We start from the raw sequence: 26,231 nt of genomic DNA on the forward strand, positions 1-26,231 counted from the left end.
CGATGACCGACCACCACGGCTGCGGCTTCGAGGCGTGCCGCGGCCGGCGCACCGGCACCGCCCGCCTGATCGACCCCCGGATGCCGGAACTGGCCCGCAGCCTGACCCTCTTCCGCCACGTCCAGGCGCTCACCGGCGGCCCGGCCGCCCGCCTCGACCAGGCGGGCAGCTACGCGGTACCGAGCCTGCGCGGCGAGGCCTTCGCCGTCCGTCCGGGCTCGGGTTCGATCGCGCTGCGCCTGGACGCCGACGGGGTGGACGCGGCCGTGCTCGCCCGCGACGCCGAGGACGCGGTCTCCGTACGCCTGCTCGACCGGTCCGGCCGGACCGTGCACGAGGGCCGGCTCCTGTCGGAGGGCGACCGCCTGCTGGCGGGCCTGGCGGACACGGTCGAGGCGGGGGTGGGGGCGGGGGCCGCCGACGTACGGGAACGCCCCGAGGCCCCCTCCTGGGAGAACGGCGACCAACTGGCCCAGCTCGACGCGATCCTGGCGGACGGCGGGGCGGCCCGGCGCGCGGCGCTCACCCGTCACCGGGGCGAACACCGCGCGGTGGACGTCGCCGTCCTCCCGTCCGTCCTCGACCACGTCTGCTCGGTGGGCCTGCCCATCGGCGTGGCGGTCTTCGCCCCCTCGGCGATGCAGGCCTGCGCGGGCCCCGTCCACGTCACCGACCACACGGCCGGCGGCCGCGTGTACGCGGCGGTGGCGAACGCCTCCCTGGAGCTGGACCTCCCCGCCGTCCACTCCTGCCACCTGGTCCGCGCGCCCGCCGCCCACGGCCCCACCTCGTCCCTCGAACTCGACGACGAGAACGGCGACTGCGTCGCGGTCCTCACCCAGTTCGGCATCGTGGGGGAACGGGTGCACGGGGCGTGGGAGCACTTGGCGGCATCACTGCCGGGCGCATAAGGGCCCGGCAGTGATGATGGTGCTCAGTACAGCTTGTTGACGGCCGTGGTCGTGGTCTTCTTGAAGGCGGCCACGGGCACGCCGGTGAAGTCGCCCATCTGCTGCCACTGAACGACGGTGACGGTCCTGCCGTCCCGTCCGACCGACATCAGGGCGACGTCGTTGGCGCCCCCGGACGTCTCGGTGTTCAGACCACGGACATGGGCGCCCTCCTCGACCGCCAGCGTGCCGTAGTCCCGACCCTCGGCGTCGACGTCGGGCGAAGCCGCCTCGAGACGGTCGGCGCAGGTGCGGAACAGGTCGTCGTAGTGCTTCGCCAGGCCCTTGGCCAGAGCGGGTGTGCTCGCCACGACGGTCAGCTGCACGGCGCCAGTGTCCACGTCGGTCCGGAACTCCCGGTTCCGGTAGTCGTAGTCGGGCACGTTCTCTGTGTGGAAGCAGAGGTCGAGCGACGCCGGGACCCCCTCGGTGACCGGCCCGGCGGTCCAGGACGACGACGGGTGCGGCGGGAGCTGCGAGGCCGACAGGAACTTCGGCGCGGCGGCCTTCGGCGCGGCGCCCGCGGCCGGCGCCATGAAGACCGTGCCCGCCGCGAGGGCGGCGACCGTGAGTGCGGTGAGAGCGCTGGTTCGGATGCGCATGGACATGGGTGTTCCCCCGTGGATGAGTGCGTGGACATGGATGCCCCGACGAGGCGCCGGCTGGTCGGCCCGGCTCGGTCGGTGCGACACCAAGAGCATCAGCGGTCACCACGGCCGGAAGCAACAGCCGACGACCCATCGAGCACCCTGGAACCATCCCAGCCCATCTGACCTGCAGATACATGGGTGCCTGGGACACCGCACCGGGGCCGGGTCCGGCTCGTTACGAGGACGGGGAACCTGTGACCTGGGCAGCACATGCTTCCCACCAGCGGCACTGGACGGATGGACGCGACGACCCGCGCCCCCCGCGCAGAGGTGCGGCGGGACCGTTGCCGCAGTCGGCTGCCCGAGCGGCTGCAGGAGCCGGCCGGCCCTGTGGAGGGCACCGTCGGCCTGCCGCCGCGCATCGTCTGGTCCAGGCGGATGTCCCCGCGGCTGAGCCGCGGGACGGAGACGGGAATGTCGTGGCTCGGGACAGGGTCAGCCCGGGGCGATTCGGCTGAGGTGCTCCCAGGACCGGTACAGATCCGCTTGGGCCCGGTCCATCTCCAGGACGTGATCGAAGGACTGGCTGCCGACGATCAGTCGTCGGGGCGGGTCCGGCAGTGCGGCCAGCTCCATGATGACCGGAGCAGCCGTGCCGGGCTCCGGGGTGACGGCGTCGCCCCACATCGCCTCCATCTCGGTGCGCAGGGGCTGATACTGCGTCAGGGGTTCGGTGGTCGTGGTGCCGGTGGTGAACAGGCCGGTGTCATAGCCGCCCATCTGCACGATGGTGACCTTGATGCCGAACCCCTCGACCTCCATCGCCAGGGCCTCGCTCACCGAGTCCAGCGCGGCCTTGCCCGCGCCGTAGAAGCCGACGGTGGCCATGCCACCGCCGCTGCCCATCGAGGTGACCTGGAGGAGCCGTCCCCCGCCTTGGGCGCGCAAGTGGGGAAGGACCGCCTGAGCCACCCACACGGCGCCGAAGAAGTTCACATCCATATGTGCCCGGATCTGCTCCTCCGTGGCTTCCTCCACCATCCCGTAGAGCATTCCGCCGGCGTTGTTGACGACGACGTCCAGCCTGCCGAACGCGGCCGCCGCCCGCTCCACCCCGTCGAACACGGCCCGGCGGTCGGTGACATCCAACGCAAGCGGGACCAGGCGGTCGGGGTACTTCTCGGTCAGTTCCTCCAGAGGCTCGACGTTGCGGGCGGCAGCCACTACGCGGTCGCCGCCCGCCAAGGCGGCCTCGGCGAAAGCCCTGCCCAGGCCACGGGATGCGCCGGTGATGAGCCAGACCCTTGCGTGCGTCACGATTTCTCACTCTCAGTAAACGAAACGGTTCGTCTCGATTCCTTTGCAGCCTAGGACACACTCCTGGTTTAATCAATACGGAGCGTCTCGTTTCATTTCGGGATTAGGCTGACCGCATGTCCAACGAGAAGGGGCCGGACCACTCCCGGCGCAAGGAACGATCCCGGCAGGCAATCCTCGCGGCCACCCGCGCCCTGGTCGCGGAGGAGGCATACGAAAAGGTCACGGTCGAAGCCATCGCTGCCCGTGCCGGCGTCGGCAAGCAGACGATCTACCGGCGGTGGCCGTCGAAGAGCGCGGTCGTCTTCGCCGCCCTTCTGGCGCTGAGTGAGGATGCGGACGGGCAGTCGGTCACGCTGCCGGACACGGGCGACCTCGAGGCCGACCTCAAGCTCGTCATGCGTGCCACGGCGGAGGAGTTCGCCGACCCAGCCTTCGACAGGCTGATCCGGGCCCTCAACACCGAGATCGCCAACGATGCCGCGCTGGCGGCCGAGTACCGGGAGAAGCTGGCCCAGCCGCTGGAAGAAGCGAAGAGGGCGCGTTTGCGCAGCGCCCAGGAAGTCGGCCAGCTCGACGCCGACGCCGACCTCGACCTGGCCCTCGAAGTGCTCTACGCCCCCCTCTTCCAGCGGTGGCTGCACCGCAGCGGTCCGCTGACCGCCGCATACGCCGACTCACTTGTCGACGCGACCCTCAGAGCTTTCGGCCCCTGAACAAGAGCCGATCCACAACCGCAAAGCTCGGCCCGGCCGACTCCTGCTCCTGCCCCTGCCCCTGCCCCTGCCCCTGCCCCTGCCCCTGCATGACGTTGGCAGGGTTGGGATCTGTGTGGCAGAAGGCGTCTCCGGAGAAGAGCGCGAGAGCGGCGGCGGGTGCGTGGTCGCGCAACCGGTGCCCGGCCTCCTTCAGTTGCACACCGTCCGGCGCACGCGGCGCCGACAGCCCACCGAATGCCTGGCCGACGCCCTGCGCGTGGCCGAGTCACGCGGCATGCGGTTGTCCGAGCCGGACACGGACCCACCTGAACGGCATTCATCGCTCCGTTCCTGACCCTGACCTTGGCCGGTACCTCTCCCGACCCGCCCGCCCGTTCGTCAGTGCGTGCGGGCCGGTTCGGGGGCGGCGTCGGTCTGGGCGTCGGCCTCCGCCGCCGCCGCGATGTTCCGCGCCATCCCCCCGAAGACCGCCGCGTGGAAGGGAGCCACGCTCCACCAGTACGCGTGCCCGGCGAGACCGTGCGGGTGGAACAGGGCCCGTTGCCGGTAGACCGTGCGCCCCTCCTCGTCCCGGTCGACGGTCATCTCCAACCAGGCCAGACCCGGCAGTCGCATCTCCGCGCGCAGCCGGAGCAGCCGTCCCGGCTCGATCTCCTCGACCCGCCAGAAGTCGAGGCTGTCGCCGGTCCGCAGGCGGGTGGCGTCGCGGCGGCCCCGGCGCAGACCGACCCCGCCGACCAGCCGGTCCAGCCACCCCCGCAGGGACCAGGCAAGCGGCGAGGAGTACCAGCCGTTCTCGCCGCCGATCGACTCCACCACCCGCCACAGCGCCTGCGGCGACGCCCCCACGGCACGCTCCCGGCGGTCCTCGTACAGGCTGCCGCCCGCCCAGTCGGGGTCGGTCGGCAGCGGGTCGCTGGGCGCGCGGGGCGTCGAGGCCGACGACCACCGGGTCGCCACGTCCGCGTCCCGCACCCGCCGCAGGGCCAGCGCGATCGCCCGGTCCAGGCCGACCGGCCCCTCCGGCGGGTCGGGCACGTACCGGACGATGTCCCGCTCGCCGCACACCACCTCATGCTTCAGCGACTCGACGAGCGGGCGCGCGAGACCGCCCGGCACCGGGGTGACCAGCCCGACCCACAGACTGGACAGCCGAGGGGTGAGCGGCGGCACGGGCACGATCACCCGCTTCGGCAGCTCCGCGACGGCCGCGTACCGCCGCATCATCTGCTCGTACGTCACGACGTCCGGCCCGCCGATGTCGAAGGTCCGGTTCACGTCGTCCGGCAGACGCGCGCACCCCACGAGGAGTCGGAGCACGTCCCGGACGGCGATCGGCTGGATACGGGTGCGCACCCAGCTCGGGGTCACCATGACGGGGAGCCGCTCGGTGAGATGGCGCAGCATCTCGAACGAGGCCGAGCCGGACCCGATGATCACTGCGGCGCGGAGCACGGCGGTCGGCACACCCGAGGCCAGCAGCACGCGGCCCACCTCGGCGCGGGACCGCAGATGCGGCGAAAGCTCGCTCTCGGGCACCCCGACCGGGGTCAGCCCACCGAGATACACGATCCGCCGTACGCCCGCCGCCCGCGCCCGCGCCCCGAAGACCTCGGCCGCCCGCCGGTCGGTCTCCTCGAACCCCCGCCCGGTGCCCAGCGCGTGCACGAGGTAGTAAGCGACGTCCACGCCCTCCATGGCCGCCCCCACAGACTCCCCGTCGGTCACGTCACCCCGCACGACCTCCACCCGCCCGGCCCACGGATGATCCCGCAGCTTCCCGGGCGAACGAGCCAGACACCGCACCGCGTACCCGGCGTCCAGCAGCTCGGGCACCAGCCGGCCGCCGATGTACCCGGTGGCTCCGGTGACCAGACAGCGCAGGGGGCGGTCGTCGTCCGTCATGGGCGTGCCCCTTCGAGAACCGTGGTTGCCCCCGGCCCATGGTTGGACCCGACGCCCCCCACCGCAACCGCGCCGCCCCCCGGGCCACGGTCAGCGGGAGTGGTCCAGCACGTTGCCGTTCACGCAGTGGTTGACCGTGTCGCCTCTCCACGCCCCGCCCACGGGCACGACGGCCGGCTCCTGGAAGCACACGGCGGCGGCGCTGAAGTTCCAGTTGTCGGCGGCGTTGATCCCGGGTCCGAAGTTGCTGTCGCTGTCGGCGTGGGCGGGAGAGGCGAGGGCGAGGGCGGCGGCGGGCAGCAGAGCCAGAGTCATGATCTTCTTCATGCCGGCCCCAACGACCCCGTGGCCCTCAGGCACACGCCGTGCGTCTCCCACCTCGCCTCAGCCGCTGCGCCTGAATATGCCGAAGGGCCGCTTACGAGGAGCAGGCGGCGGTGGATCAGGGGCCCCACGGGAGACGACCGCGGCAACGGCGGCTCGGAGAGCGAGCACCTCCGCGAGAGGGCGGTGGTGCTCGGCACGGGCAAGAAGTTCCCCGGCCGCCTCAGTACGTCCTTCCCTGCGCAGCTCCGTCAGCACATGCCGGAGGACCGGCTCGTCCCGGTGGAGCGCGATGTGCGTCAACAGAACCACCCGCAACTGACTCGCGTCCTCGCGATCCAGCCGCCGCACCGCTTGCACAAGTGTGCCGTCGGGGCAACGGAGGCCGTACGCCTCGACGATCTCGCGCGCCTCCTTCTCCAGCCCGTATCGGAGCAGTCTGGTGGCGTAGTCGGGCAGACGCGCATAGTGCGGCGGACTCTCGACGACGAGCCGACGTGTCCGGTCGGCGAGATCGGTGAGTCCGCGCCGACTGAGTTCGGCGATCAGGGCCGGCTGTGGGAGGTTCGTGCAGGTCAGAGCGCTCAGGAACTGGTCCGTTTCGTCATGCGTCACGGAAGCGTGCATGTCGCTGACGAGCTCAGCCACTCCCCCGACAGTGGCGCGACGCACCAGGAGCGCGACGACCTCCTGCACCCTGTCCTGACGCCCCACCGCACGCAGCTCTCTCAAGAGGTGGGCCAGATCGCCGGCCCCACGGGTGGAACAGAACGCCGACAGCAGATTCTCGTCCAGTGCGGACCTTTTCCCGATCGCGTCGACCAGCGCCGGAATCAACTCCGCGGAGGGACATCCCCGCATCGCCCATTCGGTCCAGTTCGACGCCGGAGCCTCTGCGGCCAGGATCTGCAGCGGTACGCGCCCGATCGCCCTCCGCAACGCCGCTTCGTCCCCCGGGAACTCCGCCGTCCAGGCATCGGCCAGTACCTTCGGACCGCGTCGCAGGACCGCTTGTTCCAGCAGCTCTTGCTCGTCCTCCTCCCAGCGCACCCGTTGCGCCACCTCGAAGAGTCGCGCCAGTTCGGCCGCGGGTCGTGCGACGGCGTCGTGCAGAGCCGCTGCTGCGTCCGCGTCCAGTCCCGCCTCCGCCAGAGCTCGGGCCCAGCGGACGAGGACCGTGGGAAGGAAGTCACGCAACGCGAGAACGATGATCTTCCTCAGGTCTCTGACGGGACGGTAGCCCCGGCTTCGACGATCGGCCTCGGCGACGGCCTCGCCCCCGATGTCCGTCTGCCGCAGCAGCGCGGCCAGGTCATCGTGTCTGCCCTGCTCGAACGCGGCCTTGAGCAGGGCGAGGAGTTCGAGCCCGGAGGACCGCCAGGAGGTGAGTTCTGCTCCCACGATTCCCACCAGGGTCGGGAACGGGCTGTACGCCCCCACGCTCTCCAGCACCTGCTCGCGCATCGAAACGGGCACGCCTCCCACGACGGCCAGCAGATCGGTGCCCGACCGGTGCCGTGCGGCGGATTCGAGGACCAGCTCGCTGTCCCGCATCCGAGTACCGTGCCCGCGATCACGCCGCCCTTCCGTCAGGAACCGTGCGACGACGGCCGGATCACACACGATCCCGATGGCACCGATCGCCGTGTCGGCCTCGTGGGAGAATCCGGCCTGATGCAGGTCCTCGACGAGGTTCAGCGTCGCGTCGAGCGTCCCCAGCCGGGCGACGGCCCGCAGCACCTGCTGTACGACGTCGTCTCGGGCGTCCTCCCGCAGCAGCCGGATCACCTCCAGGGTCGGCCTGACGGGGTGATCGCGTGCCAGGTGCTCCAGCATGCGGTGGGCGGCTGTCTCCGCGCCCGCGTCCAGGAGGGCGACCGCCAGGCCGACCGTCTGGTCCCAGGGGCGGCACTCTGCGGCGAGGTCCGTCAGCGCCAGGGCGGTTTCGGTCTCGCCCTCGTCCGCGAGTTGCTTGACCAGGGCCGCCACCATGTCGATCCTGCGCTGCTCTCCCACGAGGGCGAACACGGACGCGACGTCCTCCGTGCGGGCGACACTTCGCAGCCAGCGGACGAACGCGGAGATGTCCTCGGCGTTTCGTGAGCGGGCCACCATGTTCCGCAGCACGGGCACCGCGTCCTCCGCTCCGCCTTCGTGGAGTGTGGTGATCAGCACTCCGAGGTCGGCGATCGATCGGCGCGCGCCGGCGAGCGCGGCCATTTCCCGCCAGTGCCCCGTGATTTCCGCGGCGTGCATGGCCAGGATCAGCCGGGCCAGTTCAACGACGGAACGCTCGTCCACCAGCACCCGCCACGGGACCAGCGCACCAGCCTGGTAGTCCCCGGGTAACCCTGTGAGAAGCCGGGCCACATCCTCCACATCGCGTTGGACGAAGACGGTCCGGATCGCCGACGCGGAGCCCGGGGCCGTGCCGTCGGCGCCCACCACCAGCATCGAACGCAGCAGCGCCTCCACCGGCCGACGGGGGTCGGCGAACGACGCCGACACCGCCTCCGCGATCTCACTCTCGGCCCCGGCCTCGCGCAGCGCGTCGAACACACCGGCCGTGGAGTCGGGCTGCCGGAGGTCGAGCACGAGTCTCACCAGGTCCCGCGCCCACGCCGACTGTCCGACGTCACGCAGTTCCGTGTACACCGCCCTCACCTCGGCCGGAGAGTGCTCCCGGGCGACGGTCTCCAGCAGGTATCGGCACTCCCTGTCATGGCCGCTTCCCGTCAGGGACGCCAGGAGCGCAGGGAGTTCGGCGTGGGAACGGTGCCGCGGCAACTGGGCGAGGACCGACCTCACCTCGGTGTCGAGCCACCGCGAGCAGAGCGCCCGGACGAGTTCGACGAGTTCCTGGCCGGAGCGGACCCGCACGAGATGGTCCCACGGCATGTGGAGGGTGAGGGACCTGCCCCGTGTGCCCTTCCACCACCGGACAGCCGACGAGGACATGGCGGAGTCCTCGCACTCCAGCCGTACGAGGTCGGCGAAGCATGACATGGACATACCCTCGGCCGCGGCGGACAGCAGCCCTGTCGCATCCTCCTCGTCACCGGCCCGGAGGAGGTCACGAGCCAGCCGGACGACCGCGTCCGGGGACTGGCTCGCGGCCGAGGACAGGGTCGCTGCGGCGACCGGGTCGCGCCCCGCCCCGCGCAAGGCCCGCAGGCACGGCGCGAGATCAGGGGCCGGACGGCGGGCGACGGCTTGCACCACCTGCTCGAGATCCGCCCGTCTCCCCACGCGCCCATCGCTCCCCACCGCGTCCACGAACGCGGGCAGATCGGCGGCCGGGCAGTGGCGGCCGTGGTGGACGAGGACGTGCGTCGCGGCTCGCATCAGCCCGGCCGCGCGCAACGCGCCGAGCAGAGCGGGCAGTTGATCGAAAGAGCGATGGGCCGCGCGGTACAACAGCCGTCCCGCCTCGCTCGCCATGCCGTCACGGTGCAAGGCCTCCAACAGCTCCACCACGTCCGGTGCCGGGCGTATTCGCGCCGTACTGTCCAGGATGTCGCGCGCCTCAGCGGGGTCGAGCGCCTGGAGCACCTCTCGCGGACGGGACGTCAATGCCCGGCCAAGCAGCGACTGTTCCAGCGCCGCGTCCCCGTCGGCCCGCAGCACCCGCCGCAGTTCGTGGAGGGCGACTGCCGGACGCCGTCGCACGCAGGTTTCCCAGATCCGCCCGCGCACATGCTCCGGTACGACGCCCACGAGCTGGACGACGTTCGTCGCCGGTCCGTCGGCGGCGAAGTCGAGCAGGGGCCCCATGTCTCCATGTGCCTGGAAGCGGTACAGCGCCCGGGCGAGCCGCAGCGTGGGCTCGGTCTCCGACCGGGTCCCCGCATAGGCATCGGTGAGGGTCGACATCACGCCGGACCCCGCGGCAGCAGGGGGCGCGGCCTCGTCCACGGACGGCACTGGGGCGGTGAGCACGCCGTCCGTCTCCTCGGTCGGCTCGATCGGAGGCGCGATCGGGAAGTCCGCGGGTTCGCCGCTCGCGTTCATCACCACCCGCATCTGCTGCAGGGCGTTCACCTTGCCGTAGGCCCGGTGGAGTTCCTCGACCCGGTCCTGAACGTGGTCTCGGAGATCCGCCAGATGCAGTGCGCCGGGATGGCTCAGAAACACATCCCGCAAGGCTCGGGAGAAGATGCTGAAGGACTCACCCTCGCGAATACCGCAGTCGAGGCCGTCCTGGATGCGGTCGGCCGGAGTGATGAAGCGGGCCACCTGGCCGGCGGAACAGGCATAGACGTAGGCCAGCTTCCGGCGCAGCTCCCGGTCGGCACGGCGGCGGCTCCAGCCGTTGATCGCGTTCAGGCTCTTGGAGTCCCGTTCGATGCCCTCGCGGCAGGCGTCGACGAGGATCACGATGTGCTCGGCGAGGGACCGTTCCACGTCGCGCTTCCAGTCGATGGCGACGCACCCCTCCTCGAACGGCTCGATCTCGGGGTGGGCGTCCTCGGGAACGAAGTAGTCCTGCCCCTCGGCGTGGACGCCATGACCGCTCAGACAGGCGAGCAGGGTGTCGCCGGAGCGGGCCTTCTTGAGGAACCGCCCCATCTCCACGTTGACGAAGTTGACCCCGACCTGCCGCTTAGCCGTCGGGATGGTCACCTCGAACCCACGACGCTCGAGCGCCTCCCCCAGCGCGGTCATGTCGGCCAGGACGAAGGGCAGGGAGGCGATCCCCGGTGCCTCGTAGTCACTCGCCCCGATCAGGAGCGCCCGTCTGTTCCCCATCCGCGTACGGCGCGGCTACTGCCTGAACACCAGGACGAGACCCCGCGTCCCCTGCATCTGAGTCGTACCGATGAGCTGGACTCCGCCGCTCGCGGTCACCTGGAACTGCAGTTGCGCCTCCTTCAGAGGCAGGGTTCCACTCTGAGCCGCCACATCGGCGAAGACCTGTTGGAGCGCCGCCACGGTCTCGGCGAGGTTCTTGCGCAGCGGGCCGAGGGGGACCTGGCGGAGCACGGCCTCGCTGTCCCGTCCGAAGAGACCCATTGTGCCGCCGTCGTCGTCCTCGTCGCCCAGTACCCAGAACGACAGCTGTCCGGCCTCCTCCCCTTCCGCGGTGACGAGCTCGCCGTGGGATTCGCTCAACTCTGCCTCCACGCTGGAGCTTTGGGGGTGATTACGGATTTCCTGCACTCAGAGTAGCGCCGCGAAGCCGGAGTGCGCCCGGACATGTCCGATCCAGACAGAGGGGACCGCCAGGGGGCCGCATCGGCTCATCCTCCGGAAGGGCACCGCTACGCTGGAGAAAAGACGCCCCAAAACGGATAAGATCGGTCAAATCTCCCTAAGGAACCGAACATGGGTCTCGGCGTCGGCCTTACGGCCGTGAAACGTAGGTCCCTCAGCCGGGCGGGCGCGGCGGTCGTGGTCGCCGTCGGCCTGGTCCTGACCGGGGCGTGTGGCGGGGGCGGGGACAGCGGGAGCGGAGGCGACAGCCTCAGCGTCGGCGTGCTGCTCCCGGGCGGCGGAGCCTCCCGCTTCGGACAGTTCGACCGGCCCCTGATCGAGAAGCGGCTGAAGGAGCTGTGCCCCGACTGCCCGGCGGCCACCGTCGCCGCCACGGCCGAGCCGGCGGTCCAGCGGCAACAGCTCGACGCCATGATCACCAGAGGTGTCGACGTCCTGATCGTCGCCGCCGTCGACCCCAAGGTGCTGCGCTCGTCGGTCGAGGCCGCCGAGCGGGCCGACATCCCCGTCGTCGCCTACGACCGGCTCGCCCAGGGCCCCATCTCCGGTTACGTCACCTTCGACGGCGATGTCGTCGGCAGGCTCCAGGCCGAGGAGCTCCTGAAGGCCATGGGCGACAAGGCGGACGGCGGCCAGATCGTCATGATGAACGGCGCCACCGCCGACCCCAACGCCGGCTGGTACAAGCGCGGAGCGCTCTCCGTCCTGGAGGGCGAGGTGAAGATCGGCAAGTCGTACGACACCGTCGGCTGGCGGCCGGAGAACGGCTACGTCAACATGAGCGGCGCCATCTCCGCCCTCGGCGCGGAGAACATCGACGGCGTGCTGGCCGCCAACGACAGCCTCGCCGGCGCCGTGGTCTCCGCCCTCAACGCCAGCGCGGTGCGGCCGTTGCCCCCGGTCACCGGCCAGGACGCCGACCTCGCGGCCATCCAGCGCATCGTCCAGGGCAGCCAGCACATGACCATCTACAAGCCGTTCGAGCCGGCGGCCGACGCCGCCGCCGAGATGGCCGTCGCGCTGGGGCGCGGCGAGTCGGTCGACTCCATCGCCACCGGCACCGTCGACAGCCCCACCGACGAGGACATCCCGGCGGTCCTCCTCCCGTCGGTCGCGGTGACGGTCGACAACATCGAGGACACTGTGGTCAAGGACGGTATGTACACGATCGACCAGATCTGCACCCCTAAGCTCCGGCCCGCGTGCGACCGGGCCGGGCTCGGCACATGAGCCTCGTCGGCCTCGTGAGCCGCATCAGGCTGATGGGCCGCATCAGGCTGATGAGCCGCACCAGGCTGATGAGCCCCCTCACCCGCGATCAGGAGGTGACCCGGTGGTTCAGCCGCTGCTGGCGTTGCGCGGCGTCTCGAAGCGTTTCGCCGCCGTCCACGCGCTGGTGGACGTCGAACTGGAGATCAGGGCCGGTGAGGTGGTCGCCCTGGTCGGGGACAACGCCGCCGGGAAGTCCACGCTGGTCAAGGTGATCTCGGGGGTCGGTCCCCCGGACAAGGGCGTCATCGAGTGGGAGGGCGAGCCGGTCCAGATCAAACGCCCCCAGGACGCCCAGGACCTCGGGATCGCGGCCGTGTACCAGGACCTCGCGATGTGCGGCCACCTCGACGTCGTCGGCAACCTCTTCCTCGGCCGGGAGATCCACCGCTTCGGCGTCCTCGACGAGGTGGAGATGGAGCGCCGGACCCGTGAGCTGCTGCGCACTCTCTCCATCCGCATCCCCGACGTACGCGTCCCGCTCGCCACGCTGTCCGGCGGGCAGCGGCAGGTCGTCGCGATCACCCGCTCGTTCGTGAGCGCGCCCAGGCTGCTGCTCCTCGACGAGCCGACCGCCTCGCTGGGCCTCGAACAGACCAACCAGCTCCTCGACCTCATCGAGGAACTGCGCGACCGGGGCACCGGAGTGCTTCTCATCAGCCACAACATGGGGGACATCAAGGCCGTCGCCGACCGGATCGCCGTCCTGCGCCTCGGCCGCAACAACGGCCTCTTCGACGTCAGCACGACCTCCCAGGAACAGATCATCTCCTCCGTCACCGGCGCGGTGGACAACACGGCGGGCCACCGCACGACCGACCCGGAGGAGACATGGCCGTGAGGTGGAGACGGTGGGGGAGAGGGGACGACAACGGGAACGGGACGGGGAACAGGACCGGGAGCGGGAGCGGACCGGGGAAGGAGCCGGGTCCGGAACAGCGCGGTAAGGAGGGCGGGCACCGGCGGAAGGACGGCCTCCGGCACAAGGGCGGCAGACCGGGGCGGGAGGGCCGGCCCGGGCGGGACGACGGGACGCGCCGCCGGGAGAACGGGACGCACCGCCGGGACGACGGACACCACTGGCTCGCCGAGTCCCCCCGGTCGTACGCGCACGCCGTGCGCCGCAGGGTGCACGAGGGCGAGCTCGGCCCGGTGCCGGCGCTCCTCGCCCTCGCCGTGACCTGGATCGTCTTCCAGAGCCTCAACGAGAACTTCCTCTCCCCGCGCAACCTCTCCGTCCTCAGCGTCGAGATCGTGGGGACCGGTCTGGTCGCCGTCGGCGTCGTCTTCGTGCTGCTGATCGGCGAGATCGACCTCTCGGTGGGTTCGCTGGCCGGCCTCTCCGGCGCCCTGTTCGCCGCGCTGAACGTGAACCACGGCATGCCGGAGGGGTTCGCCGTGCTCGTCGCGGTGGCCTGCGGCGCGGCGGCCGGGGCGTTCCACGGGTTCGTGTTCACCAAGATCGGCGTGCCCGCGTTCGTCGTCACCCTGGCGGGCCTGCTGGCCTGGAACGGCCTGATGCTCTACCTCCTGGGGCCGGAGAGTTCCATCAGCTTCAGCGACGACGGCATGGTCGCCCAGCTGACCAGCCGCTCCTTCGGCTCCGCCGCCGTCACCTACGGCCTGGCGGCGCTCGGCCCGCTCGCGTACCTCCTCCTCTGCCACCGCGACCGCAGCCGACGTGGCGCGGCGGGGATGCCGTACCGGGCGAGGGGAGAGATCTGGGTCCGGACGGCTCTGCTCGCGCTGGCCTCGTTCGCCACCGTCTACGTCCTGGACCGCTTCGAGGGCCTGCCGCTGGCGCTGCTGATCTTCCTCTGCGTCATCATCGCCTCGGACCTCTTCCTCCGGCGCACGGTCTACGGCCGTCAGGTCCTCGCGCTGGGCAGCGGCGTGGAGGCGGCCCGGCGGTCCGGCGTCGACGTGGCGCACGTACGGATCGCGGTGTTCGTGGTGTCGGGGACCCTGGCGGCGGTGGGCGGTCTGTTCGTCGCGTCCCGGCTCACCTCGGCGACCCAGGTCCCGGGCTCCGGAATGCTGCTGATCAACGCCGTCGCCGCCGCCGTCATCGGCGGCACCAGCCTCTTCGGCGGCCGGGGCTCGACCTGGTCCGCCCTGCTGGGGGTGCTGATCATCCAGTCGATCGCCTCGGGCATGGCCCTGCTGGGCGTCCAGCCCGCCGTCCAGTTCATGATCACCGGTGGGGTGCTGCTCGTCGCCGTGGTCTTCGACTCCCTCGCCCGCCGCGCGGCGGAGACACGGGGGCGGGCCTGACTCACTCCGCCGCCCGGTCACCCATCCGCAGCACGAGCCGCAGGGTCTCGGTCAGGACGGCCGTGGGGACGGTCGGGTCGGCGACGCGCTGGACGCCGAGCCCTATCCCCAGGCTGAGGAGGGCCATCGCGGCGCGGTCGGCGGGCATCGCCGGACGGACGCCCAGCTCCAGGGCCAGCGCGTCGAGCAGCTGGGAGAGGGCCCCGCGGATCACGGCCACGCGGGTCATGATCTCCCGCCGCAGCTCGTCGTCGTGCCGTGCGCTGGTGAGGAACTCGACCTCCAGCGTGGTCCAGGCCTCGTCTCCGATGTGCGCCTCGGCCCAGGTGGCGAAGGCCGCCAGCCGGTCCTCGATCCCGGCCTCGCCCATGACGGCGTCCGTGAGCAGCGCCAGCTGTTCGGCCCGGATGTCGTCGAGGGCCGCGAGGCACAGATGGTCCTTGCTGCGGAAGTTGGAGTAGACGGCGCCCTTGGAGTAGCCGGCCGTCTCGGCCACGTCGCTGAGCGAGGTGGCCGCGTAGCCGTGGGAGAGGAACAGCTGCCGCGCGGTGGCGACCAGCCGCTCACGCGTCCGTTCCTGACTCTCGACGCGGCTGAGGCGGGCCATGTCTCGCTCCCTCTCCAGGTGGTTCGGAGTCCCCGGATCTTATCCCTGCCGGAGGCTGTCCAAGGAATTCGGATACCAGTAGTATCCGGATCTCATCGGTATCTGAATCTGATCGGTATCTGGATCGGTATCCGGATTCTGGTAGTACCCGAGCCCTCGGACTGGATGTGAACGCGATGACCGCCCCGAGCCCGCGCCCCAGCGCTCGCGAGAACACGCCGCCTCCGGCACCCTCCCGAGGACTCGTACTGGGGTGCGGCGGCACGCTCGGCGCGGCCTGGACGGTCGCCGCCCTGCACGCGCTGCGGCAGGCCACCGACTGGGATCCGCGCGAGGCCGACGTCCTCGTGGGCACCTCCGCCGGGGCCGAGGTGGCGGCCCTGCTCGGCTCGGGCGTCGGCGTCGAGGACCTGCTGGCCGCGCAGCTGGGCCGCCCTGACGCCCACCCCGAAGTCCGCCGGCACTTCGCCACCCCGCCCCGGGCGATCCCGCCCCGGCCCGCGGCCTTCCTCGGATCCCCCCGGCTCGCCCGCCACGCCCTGCGCGGCACCGCCCCCGCCGTGGCCGCGCTGTCCGGCCTGCTGCCCCAGGGCCGCGGCGACAACCGCCGGCTGGCCGCCCTCGCCGACTCCCTCGCACCCGCCGGACAGTGGGTCCGGCACCCGGCGACCTGGCTGGTGGCGACCGACTTCGACACGGGCCGCCGTACGGTCTTCGGGCACCCCGACACCCGCCCGGCCGCCCTGCGGGACGCGCTCCGGGCGTCCTGGGCGGTGCCGGGCTGGTTCCCGCCCGTGCGCGTCGGGGGCCGGCGGTACGCCGACGGCGGCATCCTCTCCACCGCCTCCGCCGACCTGCTCGTCCCGAGCGGACTCGACGAGGTGTACGTCGTCGCACCGATGAGCTCCCGCTCCCCCGGCCGGCGCCGAGGGCTCGGCCGGGCGGAGGGGCTGCTGCGCCGGGTGATGACCCGCACGCTCGACGCGGAGTGCGCCGCGCTGCGGGCGACGGGCACCCGGGTCGTCCGGATCGAGCCCGACGCAGCCGACCTGGAGGTGATGGGCGGCAACTTCATGGACCCCCGACGCCGCCTGACGGTCCTGGAGACCGCCCTGCGCACCACACGCGCCCACGTCCGCGAGGCCCTCGGCGAAGCCGCCCGCGCCGCCGCCCCCACCGTCGACGCCCGGACGACAGGAGCCTGAGATGCCGCACTCCGAGAACCCCGAGAACCCTGAGAACCGCGAGAACGGCGAGAACCCCGAGAGCGGCGAGAACGGCGAGAACCGCGAGAACTGCGAGCGTCACGAGATCGCCGAACCGCTCGGGACCTCCGGGACCGCCGAGACCCCCGGGTCAGCCGCGACCGCCGACCGCCCGGCCGGGGCAGTGGTCCGGGAGACCCGCCACGTAGAGGCGCTGATCATCGGCAGCGGCCTCTCCGGCATCGGCGCGGCCGTCAAGCTGCGCGAGGCGGGAGTGCGGGACCTGGTCCTTCTCGAGAAGGCGGACGACCTGGGCGGCACCTGGCGGGACAACACCTACCCGGGCTGCGCCTGCGACGTGCCCTCCGCCCTCTACTCGTACTCCTTCGCCCCCAACCCGGAGTGGACCCGGGCCTTCGCCGGGCAGCCCGAGATCCGCTCCTACCTCCGCGACACCGCCGCCGCGTACGGCATCACACCACTGATCCGCTACGGCACCGAGGTCACCCGGGCGCAGTGGCACCCCGGTGAGGCCCGCTGGCACGTCGAGACCGGCCGCGACACCTATACGGCCCGCTTCCTGATCTCGGCGGCCGGGCCCTGGCACGAACCGCTGCTCCCCGAGATACCCGGCCTCGCCGACTTCCCCGGCGAGGTCTTCCACTCCTCACGCTGGCGCCACGACGTCGACCTCACCGGCGCCCGCGTGGCCGTCGTCGGCAGCGGCGCCTCGGCCGTGCAGTTCGTGCCGGCGATCCAGCCGCGCGTCGGCCGGCTGCACCTGTTCCAGCGCACCGCCCAGTGGGTGCTGCCCAAGCCCGACCACGCGGTGCCACGGGCCGAACGCCGGTTCCTGCGCAGCGTCCCCGGGGCCCAACGGGCGCTGCGCGGGGCGGAGTACGCGGCGCTGGAGGCCCTCGGCATCGGCTTCCGCCACCCGGCTCTCCTGCGCGCGGTGCAGAAGGTGGGCACGCTGCACCTCCGGGCCACCGTCAAGGACCCCCACCTGCGGCGGGCGCTGACCCCCGACTACACCCTGGGCTGCAAGCGGCTCCTCCTCTCCAACACCTACTATCCGGCCCTGACCAGGCCCAACGTCACCGTGCACGCGACGGCGGTGAAGGCCGTCGAGGGCCGCCGCGTCCTCGGCGCCGACGGCAGCCGCGCGGACGTCGACACGATCGTCCTGGGCACCGGCTTCCACATTCTCGACATGCCCATCGGCCGACGGGTGTTCGACGCCGACGGCGCCAGCCTCGACGACCACTGGAAGGGCAGCCCGGACGCCTATCTCGGCACCACCGTCAGCGGCTTCCCCAACGCGTTCGTCCTCCTCGGACCGCACCTCGGCACCGGGCACTCCTCCGCGTACGCGGTCCTCGAAGCCCAACTGGCGTATGTGGCGGGCGCGGTACGGCACTTCCGCGCGGCGGGCTGGACCAGCATGGACGTACGCCCCGAGGTGCAGGCCGCGTTCGGCGCCGAGGTCCGCCAGGCCCTGCCGTCCACCGTCTACAACGCGGGCGGCTGCTCCAGCTACTACCTCGACGTCAACGGCGTGAACAGCTTCAGCTGGCCCTGGTCCACGGGCCGGATGCGCCGACGCCTGGCACGGTTCGACCCCGAGGCCTACGACGCCTTGGACGCCTAGGACGCCAGGACGCCAGGAAGTCTGTGCCGCCCCCGTCGCCTACGACCTCACGGGCCCCGTAGGCCGAGGCCGCGAGCCGATGGCCGCGATCAGGAAGGACACCCCGGTGGTCACGGCGATCGTCCCCAGCATCACCATCGTGACGCCGATGCCGTAGAGGCCGCTGGCGTCGTCGGACCAGTCGTGGAAGGAGGCCACGGTCAGACCGGCCGTGGTGCCGGCCACCGCGCCCGCGATGTGCCGCCGGGACGCCGCCCAGTACACCGGCACCAGCAGGGTCAGCACCAGACCGAGCACCTGCCACGCCTCGTACGGGCCGGTCGACGAACCGTCAGGACGCAGATCCCGCCGCTGGTCCCAGCCCAGCCAGAGCGCCCAGAGGGTCAGGGCGGACACAGCCGTCACGAGGGTCGGCAGCAGCTGGGACGGGCGCTCGCGCAGGTGCTGGAGTCGTTGGCTCATGTGCCCAGCCTCCCGGCGCGGCCCCGCGCCCGGCAGAGCGCAAGTACTCAGCCGCACCCGAGTACATGAGCGACCGGGGGCCCACCGCACCGCCGCCGAGCGCCCCCTAAGCGGGTGAAGCCCGGTCCCGTTCTCCCGGTGCGGGGCATGGATGAAGCCCCCGGCCCCACCCGGCCGAGTCGGCGGACACGAGCGCTGGAGTTGAGCGATGAACGCGATGAAGCAGAGCCCGAAGACGCGGCACAGGTCCGATCGGACCGACGCCACCGGCAACCCCACCCACCACGTTCCGGTCCTCGTCGTCGGGGGTTCCCTCGTCGGCCTGTCGACCTCGGTGTTCCTGGGCCGCCTGGGGGTGCCGCACACCCTGGTGGAGCGGCACGCCGGCACCTCCATCCATCCGCGCGGCCGGGGCAACAACGTCCGCACGATGGAGCTGTTCCGGACGGCCGGTGTCGAGCAGGGCATCCGCCGGGCCGCCGCCACCCTCTCCGGCAACCACGGCATCCTCCAGACGCCCACCCTCGTCGGCGACGCGGGCGAATGGCTCTTCAAGGAGATCGACGCGGGCGGCGGACTCGCCCGCTTCAGCCCCAGTTCCTGGTGCCTGTGCAGCCAGAACGACCTGGAGCCGGTGCTGTTCGAGCACGCCCAGCGGCTCGGCGGCGACCTGCGCTACAACACCGAACTGCTGTCGTTCGACAGCGACTCCTCCGGTGTCACGGCGATCGTCAAGAGCCGCGAGACCGGCGAGCACACCACCGTCCGGGCCGACTACCTCGTCGCCGCCGACGGCCCCCGCAGCCCGATCCGCGAGCAGCTCGGCATCGGCCACAGCGGCCCCGGCGACCTGTTCCACAACGTCAGTGTCACCTTCCGCTCCCGCGGCCTCGCCGAGGTCGTCGGCGACCGTCTCTTCATCGTCTGCTACCTGACGCACCCCGAGGCCGACGGGGCGCTGCTGCCCGTGGACAACCGGGAGAACTGGGTCTTCCACCTGCCCTGGCACCCCGAACACGGCGAATCCCTGGAGGAGTTCACCGAGGAGCGGTGCGTCGAGCACATCCGCCGCGCGATCGGGGTGCCGGATCTCGACGTCGAGATCACCGGCAAGGCCCCCTGGCACGCCGCCCAGCGCGTCGCCCGCGGCTACCGATCGGGACGGGTCTTCCTGGCCGGCGACTCGGCCCACGAGATGTCCCCCACCGGTGCCTTCGGCTCCAACACCGGTATCCAGGACGCCCACAACCTCGCCTGGAAGCTGGCGGCGGTGCTCGGCGGCTGGGCCGGGGAGGGCCTGCTGGACACCTACGACGCCGAGCGCCGCCCGGTGGCGGAGGCGACCAGCGCCCGTGCCGCCGCCCGGTCCGTGGAGCACAGCCACCCCGGCTTCGCACCGGCCCCCGGCGTCGGCGGTGGCGGCGGCCCGCAGCGCGGCATCCTCAACGTGGCCCTCGGCTACCGCTATCCGCAGGGCGCCGTCCTCGGCACCGACCCCGCGTCCCCGGTCGTCCCGGAACGCCTCGACCTGTCCGGCGCACCGGGCACCAGGGCGCCCCACATGGCGGTACGGCACCGGGGTGAACACATCTCCACGCTGGACCTCTACGAGCGCTCGCTCGTCCTGCTCAGCGGCACCGGTGCCGAGGCCGCCGCCGGCACCGACGAAGGGGGCTGGCACGAGGCCGCCCTCCGGCTGGCCGAGGAGATGTCCGTCCCCCTGACCTCGTACCGGGTCGGCGACGGCCCCGCGGCCGACCTGACGCCCGCGGGTGACGCGGACTGGGCGGCGGTCCACGGGACGGCCCCCGGCGGCGCCGTCCTCGTCCGGCCCGACGGATTCGTGGCCTGGCGGGCGCCCGGTCCGGTCCCGGACACCGAGGCGGCGCTGCGGGAGGTCCTGACCACGCTGCTGGCGAAGGCCTGAGCCCCTCCCCCGTGAACTCGCCCGACGGACGGGCGGGTTCACCCGAGTGATCGTCTTGAGTGGTGGGGTCGCGGCGACTGTCTGACGGTGGATCACGTCGGGGGCGGGTCACCACAGCTGACGAGGTGTCGGCTGCCCGCCCCGTCGGCGGAAGGATCGTCAGATGCGCTCTGTTCGTATGCTCATGGCCACCGCGGCGGCCTCGGCCCTCCTCGCGCTCGGCGCGCCCGTCGCGTACGCCTCCGGGGGCTGGGACGGCACGGACTCCTCCTACAGCGGGGAGCACGACAAGGGGCAGGACAAGGCGGCCTCCGGGAACGCCGGGCAGGACGAGGGGTCCTGGAGCGGGAAGCAGGACGGCGGTTCCTGGAGCGGCAAGCAGGAGGACGGCTCCCGCAGCGGTGGCCAGGACGAGGGGTCCTGGAGCGGCAAGCACGAGAAGCCCAGCGGTGGGATGCACACCGGCGGTGGCGGTCTCGCCGCTCCGGCCGTGACCGCGGGCGGGCTGGCCGTCCTGGCCGTCGCCGGGACCGGCCTGTACGCGGCGCGCCGCAAGAAGTCCGCCGCGGGCGTGGCCTGACCCGTGGCCGGCGCGATAGCCGCCGTGACCGGCCGCGCCGCACGGCGGCCCGGCCGGTCACCCGCCCGGGGCACCGGTCACCCGCGCAGTGCATACGAGTCGCGCGCCCGCAGGGCCGGGCTCAGGATCGAGGCACGCCGACGTCACGCCGATCCGGCCGACGTTCGTCCTTCTCTGCCCCCCACCGAGGAGATGTGCGCAGGATGACCACCACGTCCGAACGTGTTTCCGAGTCACTGAAGCGACAGGTGTCGCAGCGTGTCTCGCAGTCCGTCTTCGACGGCTCCCGGCTCCGTGTCGTCCTCCTCGTGGACGTCTACGACGGTGCCCAGCAGCAGTTCCTTGAGGCGTACGAGCAGCTGTGCAACCAGGTCGCGTCCGTCCCCGGGCACGTCAGCGACCAGCTGTGCCAGTCCATCGAGAACCCCTCCCAATGGCTCATCACCAGCGAGTGGGAGAGCGCCCCGCCCTTCCTCACCTGGGTGAACAGCGAGGAACACGTGCAGATGGTGCGGCCGCTGCACGACTGCGTGCGCGACACCCGCTCGCTGCGCTTCCACATCGTCCGCGAGACCGGCGGCCCGGCGGTGGAGGCCGAGGCGGGCGAGCGCCGCCTGCAGACCTCGCCCCGCATCGGCGACGGCCTGATCCGGCACGCGCTCACCTTCACCGTCAAGCCGGGCAGCGAGGAGAAGGTCGCCAGGATCCTCGCCGACTACGCCGCCCCGGAGCCCCGGGTCGACGACACCACCCGGCTGTGCCGGACCTCCCTGTTCATGCACGGCAACCGGGTGGTCCGCGCCGTCGAGGTGCGGGGCGACCTGCTGGCCGCGCTGCGGCACGTCGCCCGGCAGCCCGAGGTACGGGCGGTCGAGGAGGCCCTCAACCCCTATCTGGAGCAGGACCGGGACCTCGACGACCCCGACTCGGCCCGGGTCTTCTTCACCCGTGCGGCGCTGCCCGCCGTCCACCATGTGACGGCCGGCCAGGAGAGCCCGGACGCCGTACGGCACGCGCTGTACTACCCGGCCCGGGAGGGCTGCGGGCTGCGGCTGGCCGAGTTGCTCGCCCGGCAGGACGAGGCGGCGGACGACCCGCAGGGCCCGGTGCTGCGCAGCACGATCTTCCAGCGCGACGACATCGTGGTGCGGCTGGTCGACGTACGCGGCGGTCTCGACGCCGACCCGGGCCCCGTGCTCGGGCTCACCGACCGCGCCCGCGCGGCCGAACTGACGGCGCTCCTGGACGGCGACGCCCTCGGCACGGACGGCTCGCCGCGGGACGCCGCCCCCGCCCGGCTGCTCACGGTCGCCCGCATGGACCTCGTCACCGACCGCCGGGCACCCGACGCCTGATCCCCCTTGCCGCACTGCGCCCTGTCGCACTGCTCCTTGCCGATACAGCCCCTGTCCGACGCAGCTCACGTTCGGAGGAACGTCGTGATCAATCGCCATCCCAGAGTGGTGGATGTCAGCGAGGTCGAGCCCAACACCCGGCGCGGCGGTGATCTGCGCGCCATGCTCACCCCCACCACCGTCGGCTCCACCAGCGGTTTCATGGGCGTGGCCATCGTGGCGCCCGGCGACCGCATCGCCGAGCACTACCACCCTTACTCCGAGGAGTTCATCTACGTCATCTGCGGACAGCTGGAGGTGGACCTCGACGGCGAGGCCCACGAACTCCGGCCCGAGCAGGGGCTGTTGATCCCCGCCCACATGCGCCACCGCTTCCGCAACGTCGGCAACGTGGAGGCCCGCATGGTCTTCCACCTCGGCCCGCTGGCCCCGAGCCCGCCGCTCGGGCACGTCGACACCGAGGACGCGAACGGCGTGCCGATCCCGGTGGAGGCGGCGCACGCCGCACGGGCCGAGCGCTCCCAGGTCCGCTCATGACCAGGCGCGTGGCGGTCACCGGCATAGGCATCGTCGCCCCCGGCGGCATCGGCGTCCCGGCGTTCTGGGACCTCCTGGCGGGCGGCCGTACGGCGACGCGCGGCATCACCTTCTTCGACCCGTCCGGGCTGCGTTCGCGGATCGCCGCCGAGTGCGACTTCGACCCGGCGGCCCACGGACTGGACGCGGACCAGATCGCCCGCTGCGACCGGTACATCCAGTTCGCCCTGGTCGCCGGCGAGGAGGCGATCGCGGACTCCGGCCTCGACCTCGCCACGGAGAACCCCTGGCGCGTCGGGGTGTCCCTGGGCACCGCGGTCGGCGGCACCACCCGTCTGGAGCACGACTACGTGCTGGTCAGCCACAGCGGCCGGCGCTGGGACGTGGACCACCGGGAGGCCGGTCCGCATCTGCACCGGGCGTTCGCGCCCAGCACCCTCGCCTCCACCGTCGCGGAACGCTTCGAGGCGCGCGGGCCGGTGCAGACCGTCTCCACGGGCTGCACCTCGGGTCTCGACGCCGTCGGGTACGCCTTCCACACCATCGAGGAGGGCCGGGCCGACATCTGCATAGCCGGAGCGTCGGACTCGCCGATCTCCCCGATCACCATGGCCTGCTTCGACGCGATCAAGGCCACCTCCCCCAACAACGACGACCCGGCCCACGCCTCCCGCCCCTTCGACGCCGACCGCAACGGGTTCGTCATGGGCGAGGGTGGAGCCGTACTCGTCCTGGAGGAGCTGGAACACGCCCGGGCCCGGGGCGCGCACGTGTACTGCGAGATCGGGGGCTACGCCACCTTCGGCAACGCCTACCACATGACCGGTCTCACCACGGAGGGCCTGGAGATGGCGCGGGCCATCGAGGACGCCCTCGACCACGCCCGGATCGACCGCACGGCCGTCGACTACGTCAACGCGCACGGCTCGGGCACCAAGCAGAACGACCGGCACGAGACGGCCGCCGTCAAACGCACGCTCGGCGCGCACGCCTACGACACGCCCATGAGCTCCATCAAGTCCATGGTGGGCCACTCGCTGGGCGCGATCGGCGCCATCGAGGTCGTCGCCTGCGCACTGGCCCTGGCCCACCAGGTCGTCCCGCCCACCGCGAACTACGAGACCCCGGACCCCGAGTGCGACCTGGACTACGTCCCGCGCGTCGCCCGCGAGCGGAAGCTGACCCATGTGCTCTCCGTGGGCAGCGGGTTCGGCGGCTTCCAGTCCGCGGTGGTCATGAGTCTGCCGAGGGAGAAGACACGATGAGCAAGCGGCGTCCTCGGCGCGCGGCCGTCACCGGAATCGGCGTGGTCGCGCCCAACGGAACGAGCACCGAGACGTTCTGGAAGTCGACCCGGGAGGGCATCAGCGTCCTGGACCGGGTCACCCGCGAGGGCTGCGAGCACCTGCCGCTCAAGGTGGCCGGCGAGGTCCGGAACTTCGACCCGCCCTCGGCGGTCGAGGAGCGCTACCTCGTCCAGACCGACCGGTTCACGCACTTCGCGATGGCCGCCGCCGACCAGGCGCTCGACGACGCCCGCCTCGACCGGCCCGCGACGGACGCGGCCCCGTTCTCGGTGGGCGTGGTCACCGCGGCCGGCTCCGGCGGCGGCGAGTTCGGGCAGCGGGAACTGCAACAGCTGTGGTCCAAGGGCAGCCGCTTCGTCGGCCCGTACCAGTCCATCGCCTGGTTCTACGCCGCGAGCACCGGTCAGATCTCCATCCGCCGGGGCTTCAAGGGCCCCTGCGGGGTGATCGCCTCCGACGAGGCCGGCGGCCTCGACGCCGTGGCGCACGCGGCGTGGGCCGTGCGGCGCGGCACCGACGTGATGGTGACCGGCGCGACCGAGGCGCCGCTCGCCCCCTACTCGATGGTCTGCCAGCTCGGCTACCCGGAGCTGAGCACCGTGGCCGACCCGGACCGTGCCTACCGTCCCTTCACCGCGGCGGCCTGCGGATTCGTGCCCGCCGAGGGCGGCGCCATGCTCGTGGTGGAGGCCGAGGACACCGCCCGGGAACGCGGCGCCCCCGTACGGGCGTACCTGGCGGGCCACACGGCGACGTTCACCGGCGCCTCCCGCTGGGAGGAGTCCCGGGCGGGCCTGGCCGAGGCGATCCGGGGCGCCCTGGAGGAGGCCGGCTGCGCCCCCGAGGAGATCGACGTGGTCTTCGCCGACGCCCTCGGCACCCCGGCGGCGGACCGTGCCGAGGCGCTGGCCATCACGGACGCCCTCGGCGCGCACGGCGGCAGAGTCCCCGTCACGGCGCCGAAGACCGCCGTGGGCCGGGGCAACGGCGCGGCGGCCGTCCTGGACGTGGCCGCGGCGGTGCTCGCGATGGAGCACGGCGTCATCCCGCCCACCCCCAACGTCCACGACGTCTGCCACGACCTCGACCTCGTCACCGCCCGCGCCCGCGCCGCCGAGCCCCGCACGGCGCTGGTCCTCAGCCGGGGGCTCATGGGGTCGAACTCGGCGCTGGTGCTGCGGCTCGGCCCCGGCGACACCTCCTGACCGTCCCCCGTCCCTCCCGACGCACCACCTCGCACCGACGCACCACCTCTGCACCAAGGAGAACCGCATGAGTGACCGCATCACCGTGGAAGAACTGTCCGAGCTGATGAAGAAGGCCGCCGGGGTCACCGTCACCCCGGAGGAGCTCCAGCAGCGCTACGAGTCCGGCTTCGACGCCCTCGGCATCGACTCGCTCGGCCTCCTCGGCATCGTGGGCGAGCTGGAGAACCGGTACGGCACGCCGATGCCGCCGGACGCGGAGAAGGCCAAGAGCCCGAGGCAGTTCCTCGACCAGGTCAACAGCGCGCTGATGGCAGGAGCCTGACATGGCCGGACACACGCACAACGAGATCACCATCGCCGCGCCCGTCGACCTGGTCTGGGACATGACCAACGACGTCGCGAACTGGCCCCGGCTGTTCAGCGAGTACGCCAGCGCCGAGATCCTCTCCGAGGAGGGGGACCGGGTGACGTTCCGGCTGACCATGCACCCCGACGAGAACGGCAAGGTCTGGAGCTGGGTCTCGGAGCGGGAGACGGACCGCGAGACGCTCACCGTGGAGGCCCGCCGCGTCGAGACGGGCCCCTTCGCCTACATGAACATCCTGTGGGAGTACGAGAAGGTCCCGGGCGGCACCCGGATGGCGTGGACGCAGGACTTCGCGATGAAGCCGGACGCGCCCGTCGACGACGACTGGATGACCGAGAACATCAACCGCAACTCCAAGGTCCAGATGGCCCTGATCCGGGACCGCATCGAGAAGGCCGCCGCCGAACAGGGCGCCGCGCCGGGCCTGACCGACTGAGCGCCGAGCGATCGAGCGCCGACCGAC

Annotated in this window: 23 protein-coding genes; 15 read left to right on the forward strand and 8 right to left on the reverse strand. The window is 72.0% G+C overall.

Features of this window, described 5'->3' with window-relative positions:
* The first annotated feature begins 2 nt into the window (after positions 1 to 2).
* Positions 3 to 911, forward strand: a complete 909-nt coding sequence (locus RM704_RS40340; RefSeq protein WP_033530417.1) for a hypothetical protein — start codon at positions 3 to 5, stop codon at positions 909 to 911.
* Between the two features lie 23 nt (positions 912 to 934).
* Here RM704_RS40340 and RM704_RS40345 read toward each other — a convergent pair whose 3' ends face one another.
* Together RM704_RS40345 and RM704_RS40350 are read right to left on the reverse strand one after the other, a co-directional pair.
* Positions 935 to 1,558 (reverse strand): hypothetical protein, encoded by a 624-nt coding sequence (locus RM704_RS40345; RefSeq protein WP_033530418.1) that lies wholly within the window; start codon positions 1,556 to 1,558, stop codon positions 935 to 937.
* A gap of 477 nt (positions 1,559 to 2,035) precedes the next feature.
* Positions 2,036 to 2,857, reverse strand: coding sequence for an SDR family NAD(P)-dependent oxidoreductase (locus tag RM704_RS40350; RefSeq protein ID WP_033530419.1), 822 nt, complete (start codon positions 2,855 to 2,857; stop codon positions 2,036 to 2,038).
* Between the two features lie 116 nt (positions 2,858 to 2,973).
* Here RM704_RS40350 and RM704_RS40355 point away from each other — a divergent pair, with 116 nt between their 5' ends.
* Complete coding sequence (locus tag RM704_RS40355; RefSeq protein WP_033530420.1) at positions 2,974 to 3,573, forward strand: TetR/AcrR family transcriptional regulator; 600 nt, start codon at positions 2,974 to 2,976, stop codon at positions 3,571 to 3,573.
* A 381-nt stretch (positions 3,574 to 3,954) separates the two neighbouring features.
* Here RM704_RS40355 and RM704_RS40360 read toward each other — a convergent pair whose 3' ends face one another.
* The 4 genes from RM704_RS40360 to RM704_RS40375 all read right to left on the reverse strand — a co-directional run bounded on the left by RM704_RS40360 (position 3,955) and on the right by RM704_RS40375 (position 10,917).
* Positions 3,955 to 5,481, reverse strand: coding sequence for an SDR family oxidoreductase (locus RM704_RS40360; RefSeq protein ID WP_033530422.1), 1,527 nt, complete (start codon positions 5,479 to 5,481; stop codon positions 3,955 to 3,957).
* A 90-nt stretch (positions 5,482 to 5,571) separates the two neighbouring features.
* Positions 5,572 to 5,808 carry a hypothetical protein gene (locus RM704_RS40365; protein WP_033530423.1) on the reverse strand — a complete coding sequence of 79 codons (237 nt, stop codon included), beginning with the start codon at positions 5,806 to 5,808 and terminating at the stop codon, positions 5,572 to 5,574.
* A 57-nt stretch (positions 5,809 to 5,865) separates the two neighbouring features.
* A complete protein-coding gene (locus RM704_RS40370) occupies positions 5,866 to 10,554 on the reverse strand; it encodes a caspase family protein (protein ID WP_033530424.1) in 4,689 nt (1,562 codons plus the stop codon).
* A 15-nt stretch (positions 10,555 to 10,569) separates the two neighbouring features.
* Complete coding sequence (locus tag RM704_RS40375; protein ID WP_157856770.1) at positions 10,570 to 10,917, reverse strand: Pepco domain-containing protein; 348 nt, start codon at positions 10,915 to 10,917, stop codon at positions 10,570 to 10,572.
* A gap of 213 nt (positions 10,918 to 11,130) precedes the next feature.
* Here RM704_RS40375 and RM704_RS40380 point away from each other — a divergent pair, with 213 nt between their 5' ends.
* The 3 genes from RM704_RS40380 (at position 11,131) to RM704_RS40390 (ending at position 14,562) form a co-directional block, all read left to right on the forward strand.
* Positions 11,131 to 12,249 carry a sugar ABC transporter substrate-binding protein gene (locus RM704_RS40380; RefSeq protein WP_033530426.1) on the forward strand — a complete coding sequence of 373 codons (1,119 nt, stop codon included), beginning with the start codon at positions 11,131 to 11,133 and terminating at the stop codon, positions 12,247 to 12,249.
* 103 nt (positions 12,250 to 12,352) lie between these two features.
* Positions 12,353 to 13,129, forward strand: a complete 777-nt coding sequence (locus RM704_RS40385) for an ATP-binding cassette domain-containing protein (RefSeq protein ID WP_311592847.1) — start codon at positions 12,353 to 12,355, stop codon at positions 13,127 to 13,129.
* A gap of 275 nt (positions 13,130 to 13,404) precedes the next feature.
* Positions 13,405 to 14,562 carry a sugar ABC transporter permease gene (locus RM704_RS40390; RefSeq protein WP_033530757.1) on the forward strand — a complete coding sequence of 386 codons (1,158 nt, stop codon included), beginning with the start codon at positions 13,405 to 13,407 and terminating at the stop codon, positions 14,560 to 14,562.
* Between the two features lies 1 nt (position 14,563).
* Here the strand turns inward: RM704_RS40390 and RM704_RS40395 are convergent, their stop codons facing one another.
* Positions 14,564 to 15,169 (reverse strand): TetR/AcrR family transcriptional regulator, encoded by a 606-nt coding sequence (locus RM704_RS40395; RefSeq protein WP_033530427.1) that lies wholly within the window; start codon positions 15,167 to 15,169, stop codon positions 14,564 to 14,566.
* A gap of 176 nt (positions 15,170 to 15,345) precedes the next feature.
* Here RM704_RS40395 and RM704_RS40400 point away from each other — a divergent pair, with 176 nt between their 5' ends.
* Positions 15,346 to 16,374 (forward strand): patatin-like phospholipase family protein, encoded by a 1,029-nt coding sequence (locus tag RM704_RS40400; protein WP_052146339.1) that lies wholly within the window; start codon positions 15,346 to 15,348, stop codon positions 16,372 to 16,374.
* Position 16,375: 1 nt separating this feature from the next.
* A complete protein-coding gene (locus tag RM704_RS40405; RefSeq protein ID WP_311592851.1) occupies positions 16,376 to 18,025 on the forward strand; it encodes a flavin-containing monooxygenase in 1,650 nt (549 codons plus the stop codon).
* 39 nt (positions 18,026 to 18,064) lie between these two features.
* Here RM704_RS40405 and RM704_RS40410 read toward each other — a convergent pair whose 3' ends face one another.
* A complete protein-coding gene (locus RM704_RS40410; protein ID WP_033530428.1) occupies positions 18,065 to 18,487 on the reverse strand; it encodes a hypothetical protein in 423 nt (140 codons plus the stop codon).
* 208 nt (positions 18,488 to 18,695) lie between these two features.
* Between RM704_RS40410 and RM704_RS40415 the strand changes: the two genes are divergently transcribed.
* The 8 genes from RM704_RS40415 (at position 18,696) to RM704_RS40450 (ending at position 26,204) form a co-directional block, all read left to right on the forward strand.
* Positions 18,696 to 20,414 (forward strand): FAD-dependent oxidoreductase, encoded by a 1,719-nt coding sequence (locus tag RM704_RS40415; RefSeq protein ID WP_033530429.1) that lies wholly within the window; start codon positions 18,696 to 18,698, stop codon positions 20,412 to 20,414.
* A gap of 163 nt (positions 20,415 to 20,577) precedes the next feature.
* Positions 20,578 to 20,994: a hypothetical protein gene (locus tag RM704_RS40420; RefSeq protein ID WP_033530430.1), complete on the forward strand. Its 417-nt coding sequence runs from the start codon at positions 20,578 to 20,580 to the stop codon at positions 20,992 to 20,994.
* Positions 20,995 to 21,197: 203 nt separating this feature from the next.
* Positions 21,198 to 22,349, forward strand: a complete 1,152-nt coding sequence (locus tag RM704_RS40425; protein ID WP_033530431.1) for a SchA/CurD-like domain-containing protein — start codon at positions 21,198 to 21,200, stop codon at positions 22,347 to 22,349.
* 84 nt (positions 22,350 to 22,433) lie between these two features.
* Positions 22,434 to 22,886 carry a cupin domain-containing protein gene (locus RM704_RS40430; protein WP_033530432.1) on the forward strand — a complete coding sequence of 151 codons (453 nt, stop codon included), beginning with the start codon at positions 22,434 to 22,436 and terminating at the stop codon, positions 22,884 to 22,886.
* Positions 22,883 to 24,151 carry a beta-ketoacyl-[acyl-carrier-protein] synthase family protein gene (locus tag RM704_RS40435; protein ID WP_033530433.1) on the forward strand — a complete coding sequence of 423 codons (1,269 nt, stop codon included), beginning with the start codon at positions 22,883 to 22,885 and terminating at the stop codon, positions 24,149 to 24,151. Before RM704_RS40430 ends, RM704_RS40435 begins: the two co-directional genes overlap by 4 nt.
* Positions 24,148 to 25,398: a beta-ketoacyl synthase N-terminal-like domain-containing protein gene (locus RM704_RS40440; protein ID WP_033530434.1), complete on the forward strand. Its 1,251-nt coding sequence runs from the start codon at positions 24,148 to 24,150 to the stop codon at positions 25,396 to 25,398. Before RM704_RS40435 ends, RM704_RS40440 begins: the two co-directional genes overlap by 4 nt.
* 67 nt (positions 25,399 to 25,465) lie before the next feature.
* On the forward strand, positions 25,466 to 25,723 hold the full coding sequence (locus RM704_RS40445) for an acyl carrier protein (protein WP_033530435.1): 258 nt from the start codon (positions 25,466 to 25,468) through the stop codon (positions 25,721 to 25,723).
* A gap of 1 nt (position 25,724) precedes the next feature.
* Positions 25,725 to 26,204 carry an SRPBCC family protein gene (locus RM704_RS40450; RefSeq protein WP_033530436.1) on the forward strand — a complete coding sequence of 160 codons (480 nt, stop codon included), beginning with the start codon at positions 25,725 to 25,727 and terminating at the stop codon, positions 26,202 to 26,204.
* The last annotated feature ends 27 nt before the right edge of the window (positions 26,205 to 26,231 follow it).

It is taken from the genome of Streptomyces gottesmaniae (genome assembly GCF_031845845.1).
GTDB classification, from domain to species: domain Bacteria; phylum Actinomycetota; class Actinomycetes; order Streptomycetales; family Streptomycetaceae; genus Streptomyces; species Streptomyces akebiae.

What these genes read in the sequence shown, in the direction of transcription:
- RM704_RS40355 (WP_033530420.1), top strand. Translation starts at nt 2,974, where the DNA reads ATGTCCAACGAGAAGGGGCCGGACCACTCCCGGCGCAAGGAACGATCC.
- RM704_RS40415 (WP_033530429.1), top strand. Translation starts at nt 18,696, where the DNA reads ATGAACGCGATGAAGCAGAGCCCGAAGACGCGGCACAGGTCCGATCGG.
- RM704_RS40450 (WP_033530436.1), top strand. Translation starts at nt 25,725, where the DNA reads ATGGCCGGACACACGCACAACGAGATCACCATCGCCGCGCCCGTCGAC.
- RM704_RS40370 (WP_033530424.1), bottom strand. Translation starts at nt 10,554, where the DNA reads ATGGGGAACAGACGGGCGCTCCTGATCGGGGCGAGTGACTACGAGGCA.
- RM704_RS40360 (WP_033530422.1), bottom strand. Translation starts at nt 5,481, where the DNA reads ATGACGGACGACGACCGCCCCCTGCGCTGTCTGGTCACCGGAGCCACC.
- RM704_RS40395 (WP_033530427.1), bottom strand. Translation starts at nt 15,169, where the DNA reads ATGGCCCGCCTCAGCCGCGTCGAGAGTCAGGAACGGACGCGTGAGCGG.
- RM704_RS40410 (WP_033530428.1), bottom strand. Translation starts at nt 18,487, where the DNA reads ATGAGCCAACGACTCCAGCACCTGCGCGAGCGCCCGTCCCAGCTGCTG.
- RM704_RS40365 (WP_033530423.1), bottom strand. Translation starts at nt 5,808, where the DNA reads ATGAAGAAGATCATGACTCTGGCTCTGCTGCCCGCCGCCGCCCTCGCC.
- RM704_RS40340 (WP_033530417.1), top strand. Translation starts at nt 3, where the DNA reads ATGACCGACCACCACGGCTGCGGCTTCGAGGCGTGCCGCGGCCGGCGC.
- RM704_RS40405 (WP_311592851.1), top strand. Translation starts at nt 16,376, where the DNA reads ATGCCGCACTCCGAGAACCCCGAGAACCCTGAGAACCGCGAGAACGGC.
- RM704_RS40380 (WP_033530426.1), top strand. Translation starts at nt 11,131, where the DNA reads ATGGGTCTCGGCGTCGGCCTTACGGCCGTGAAACGTAGGTCCCTCAGC.
- RM704_RS40345 (WP_033530418.1), bottom strand. Translation starts at nt 1,558, where the DNA reads ATGTCCATGCGCATCCGAACCAGCGCTCTCACCGCACTCACGGTCGCC.
- RM704_RS40425 (WP_033530431.1), top strand. Translation starts at nt 21,198, where the DNA reads ATGACCACCACGTCCGAACGTGTTTCCGAGTCACTGAAGCGACAGGTG.
- RM704_RS40445 (WP_033530435.1), top strand. Translation starts at nt 25,466, where the DNA reads ATGAGTGACCGCATCACCGTGGAAGAACTGTCCGAGCTGATGAAGAAG.
- RM704_RS40400 (WP_052146339.1), top strand. Translation starts at nt 15,346, where the DNA reads ATGACCGCCCCGAGCCCGCGCCCCAGCGCTCGCGAGAACACGCCGCCT.
- RM704_RS40420 (WP_033530430.1), top strand. Translation starts at nt 20,578, where the DNA reads ATGCGCTCTGTTCGTATGCTCATGGCCACCGCGGCGGCCTCGGCCCTC.
- RM704_RS40435 (WP_033530433.1), top strand. Translation starts at nt 22,883, where the DNA reads ATGACCAGGCGCGTGGCGGTCACCGGCATAGGCATCGTCGCCCCCGGC.
- RM704_RS40440 (WP_033530434.1), top strand. Translation starts at nt 24,148, where the DNA reads ATGAGCAAGCGGCGTCCTCGGCGCGCGGCCGTCACCGGAATCGGCGTG.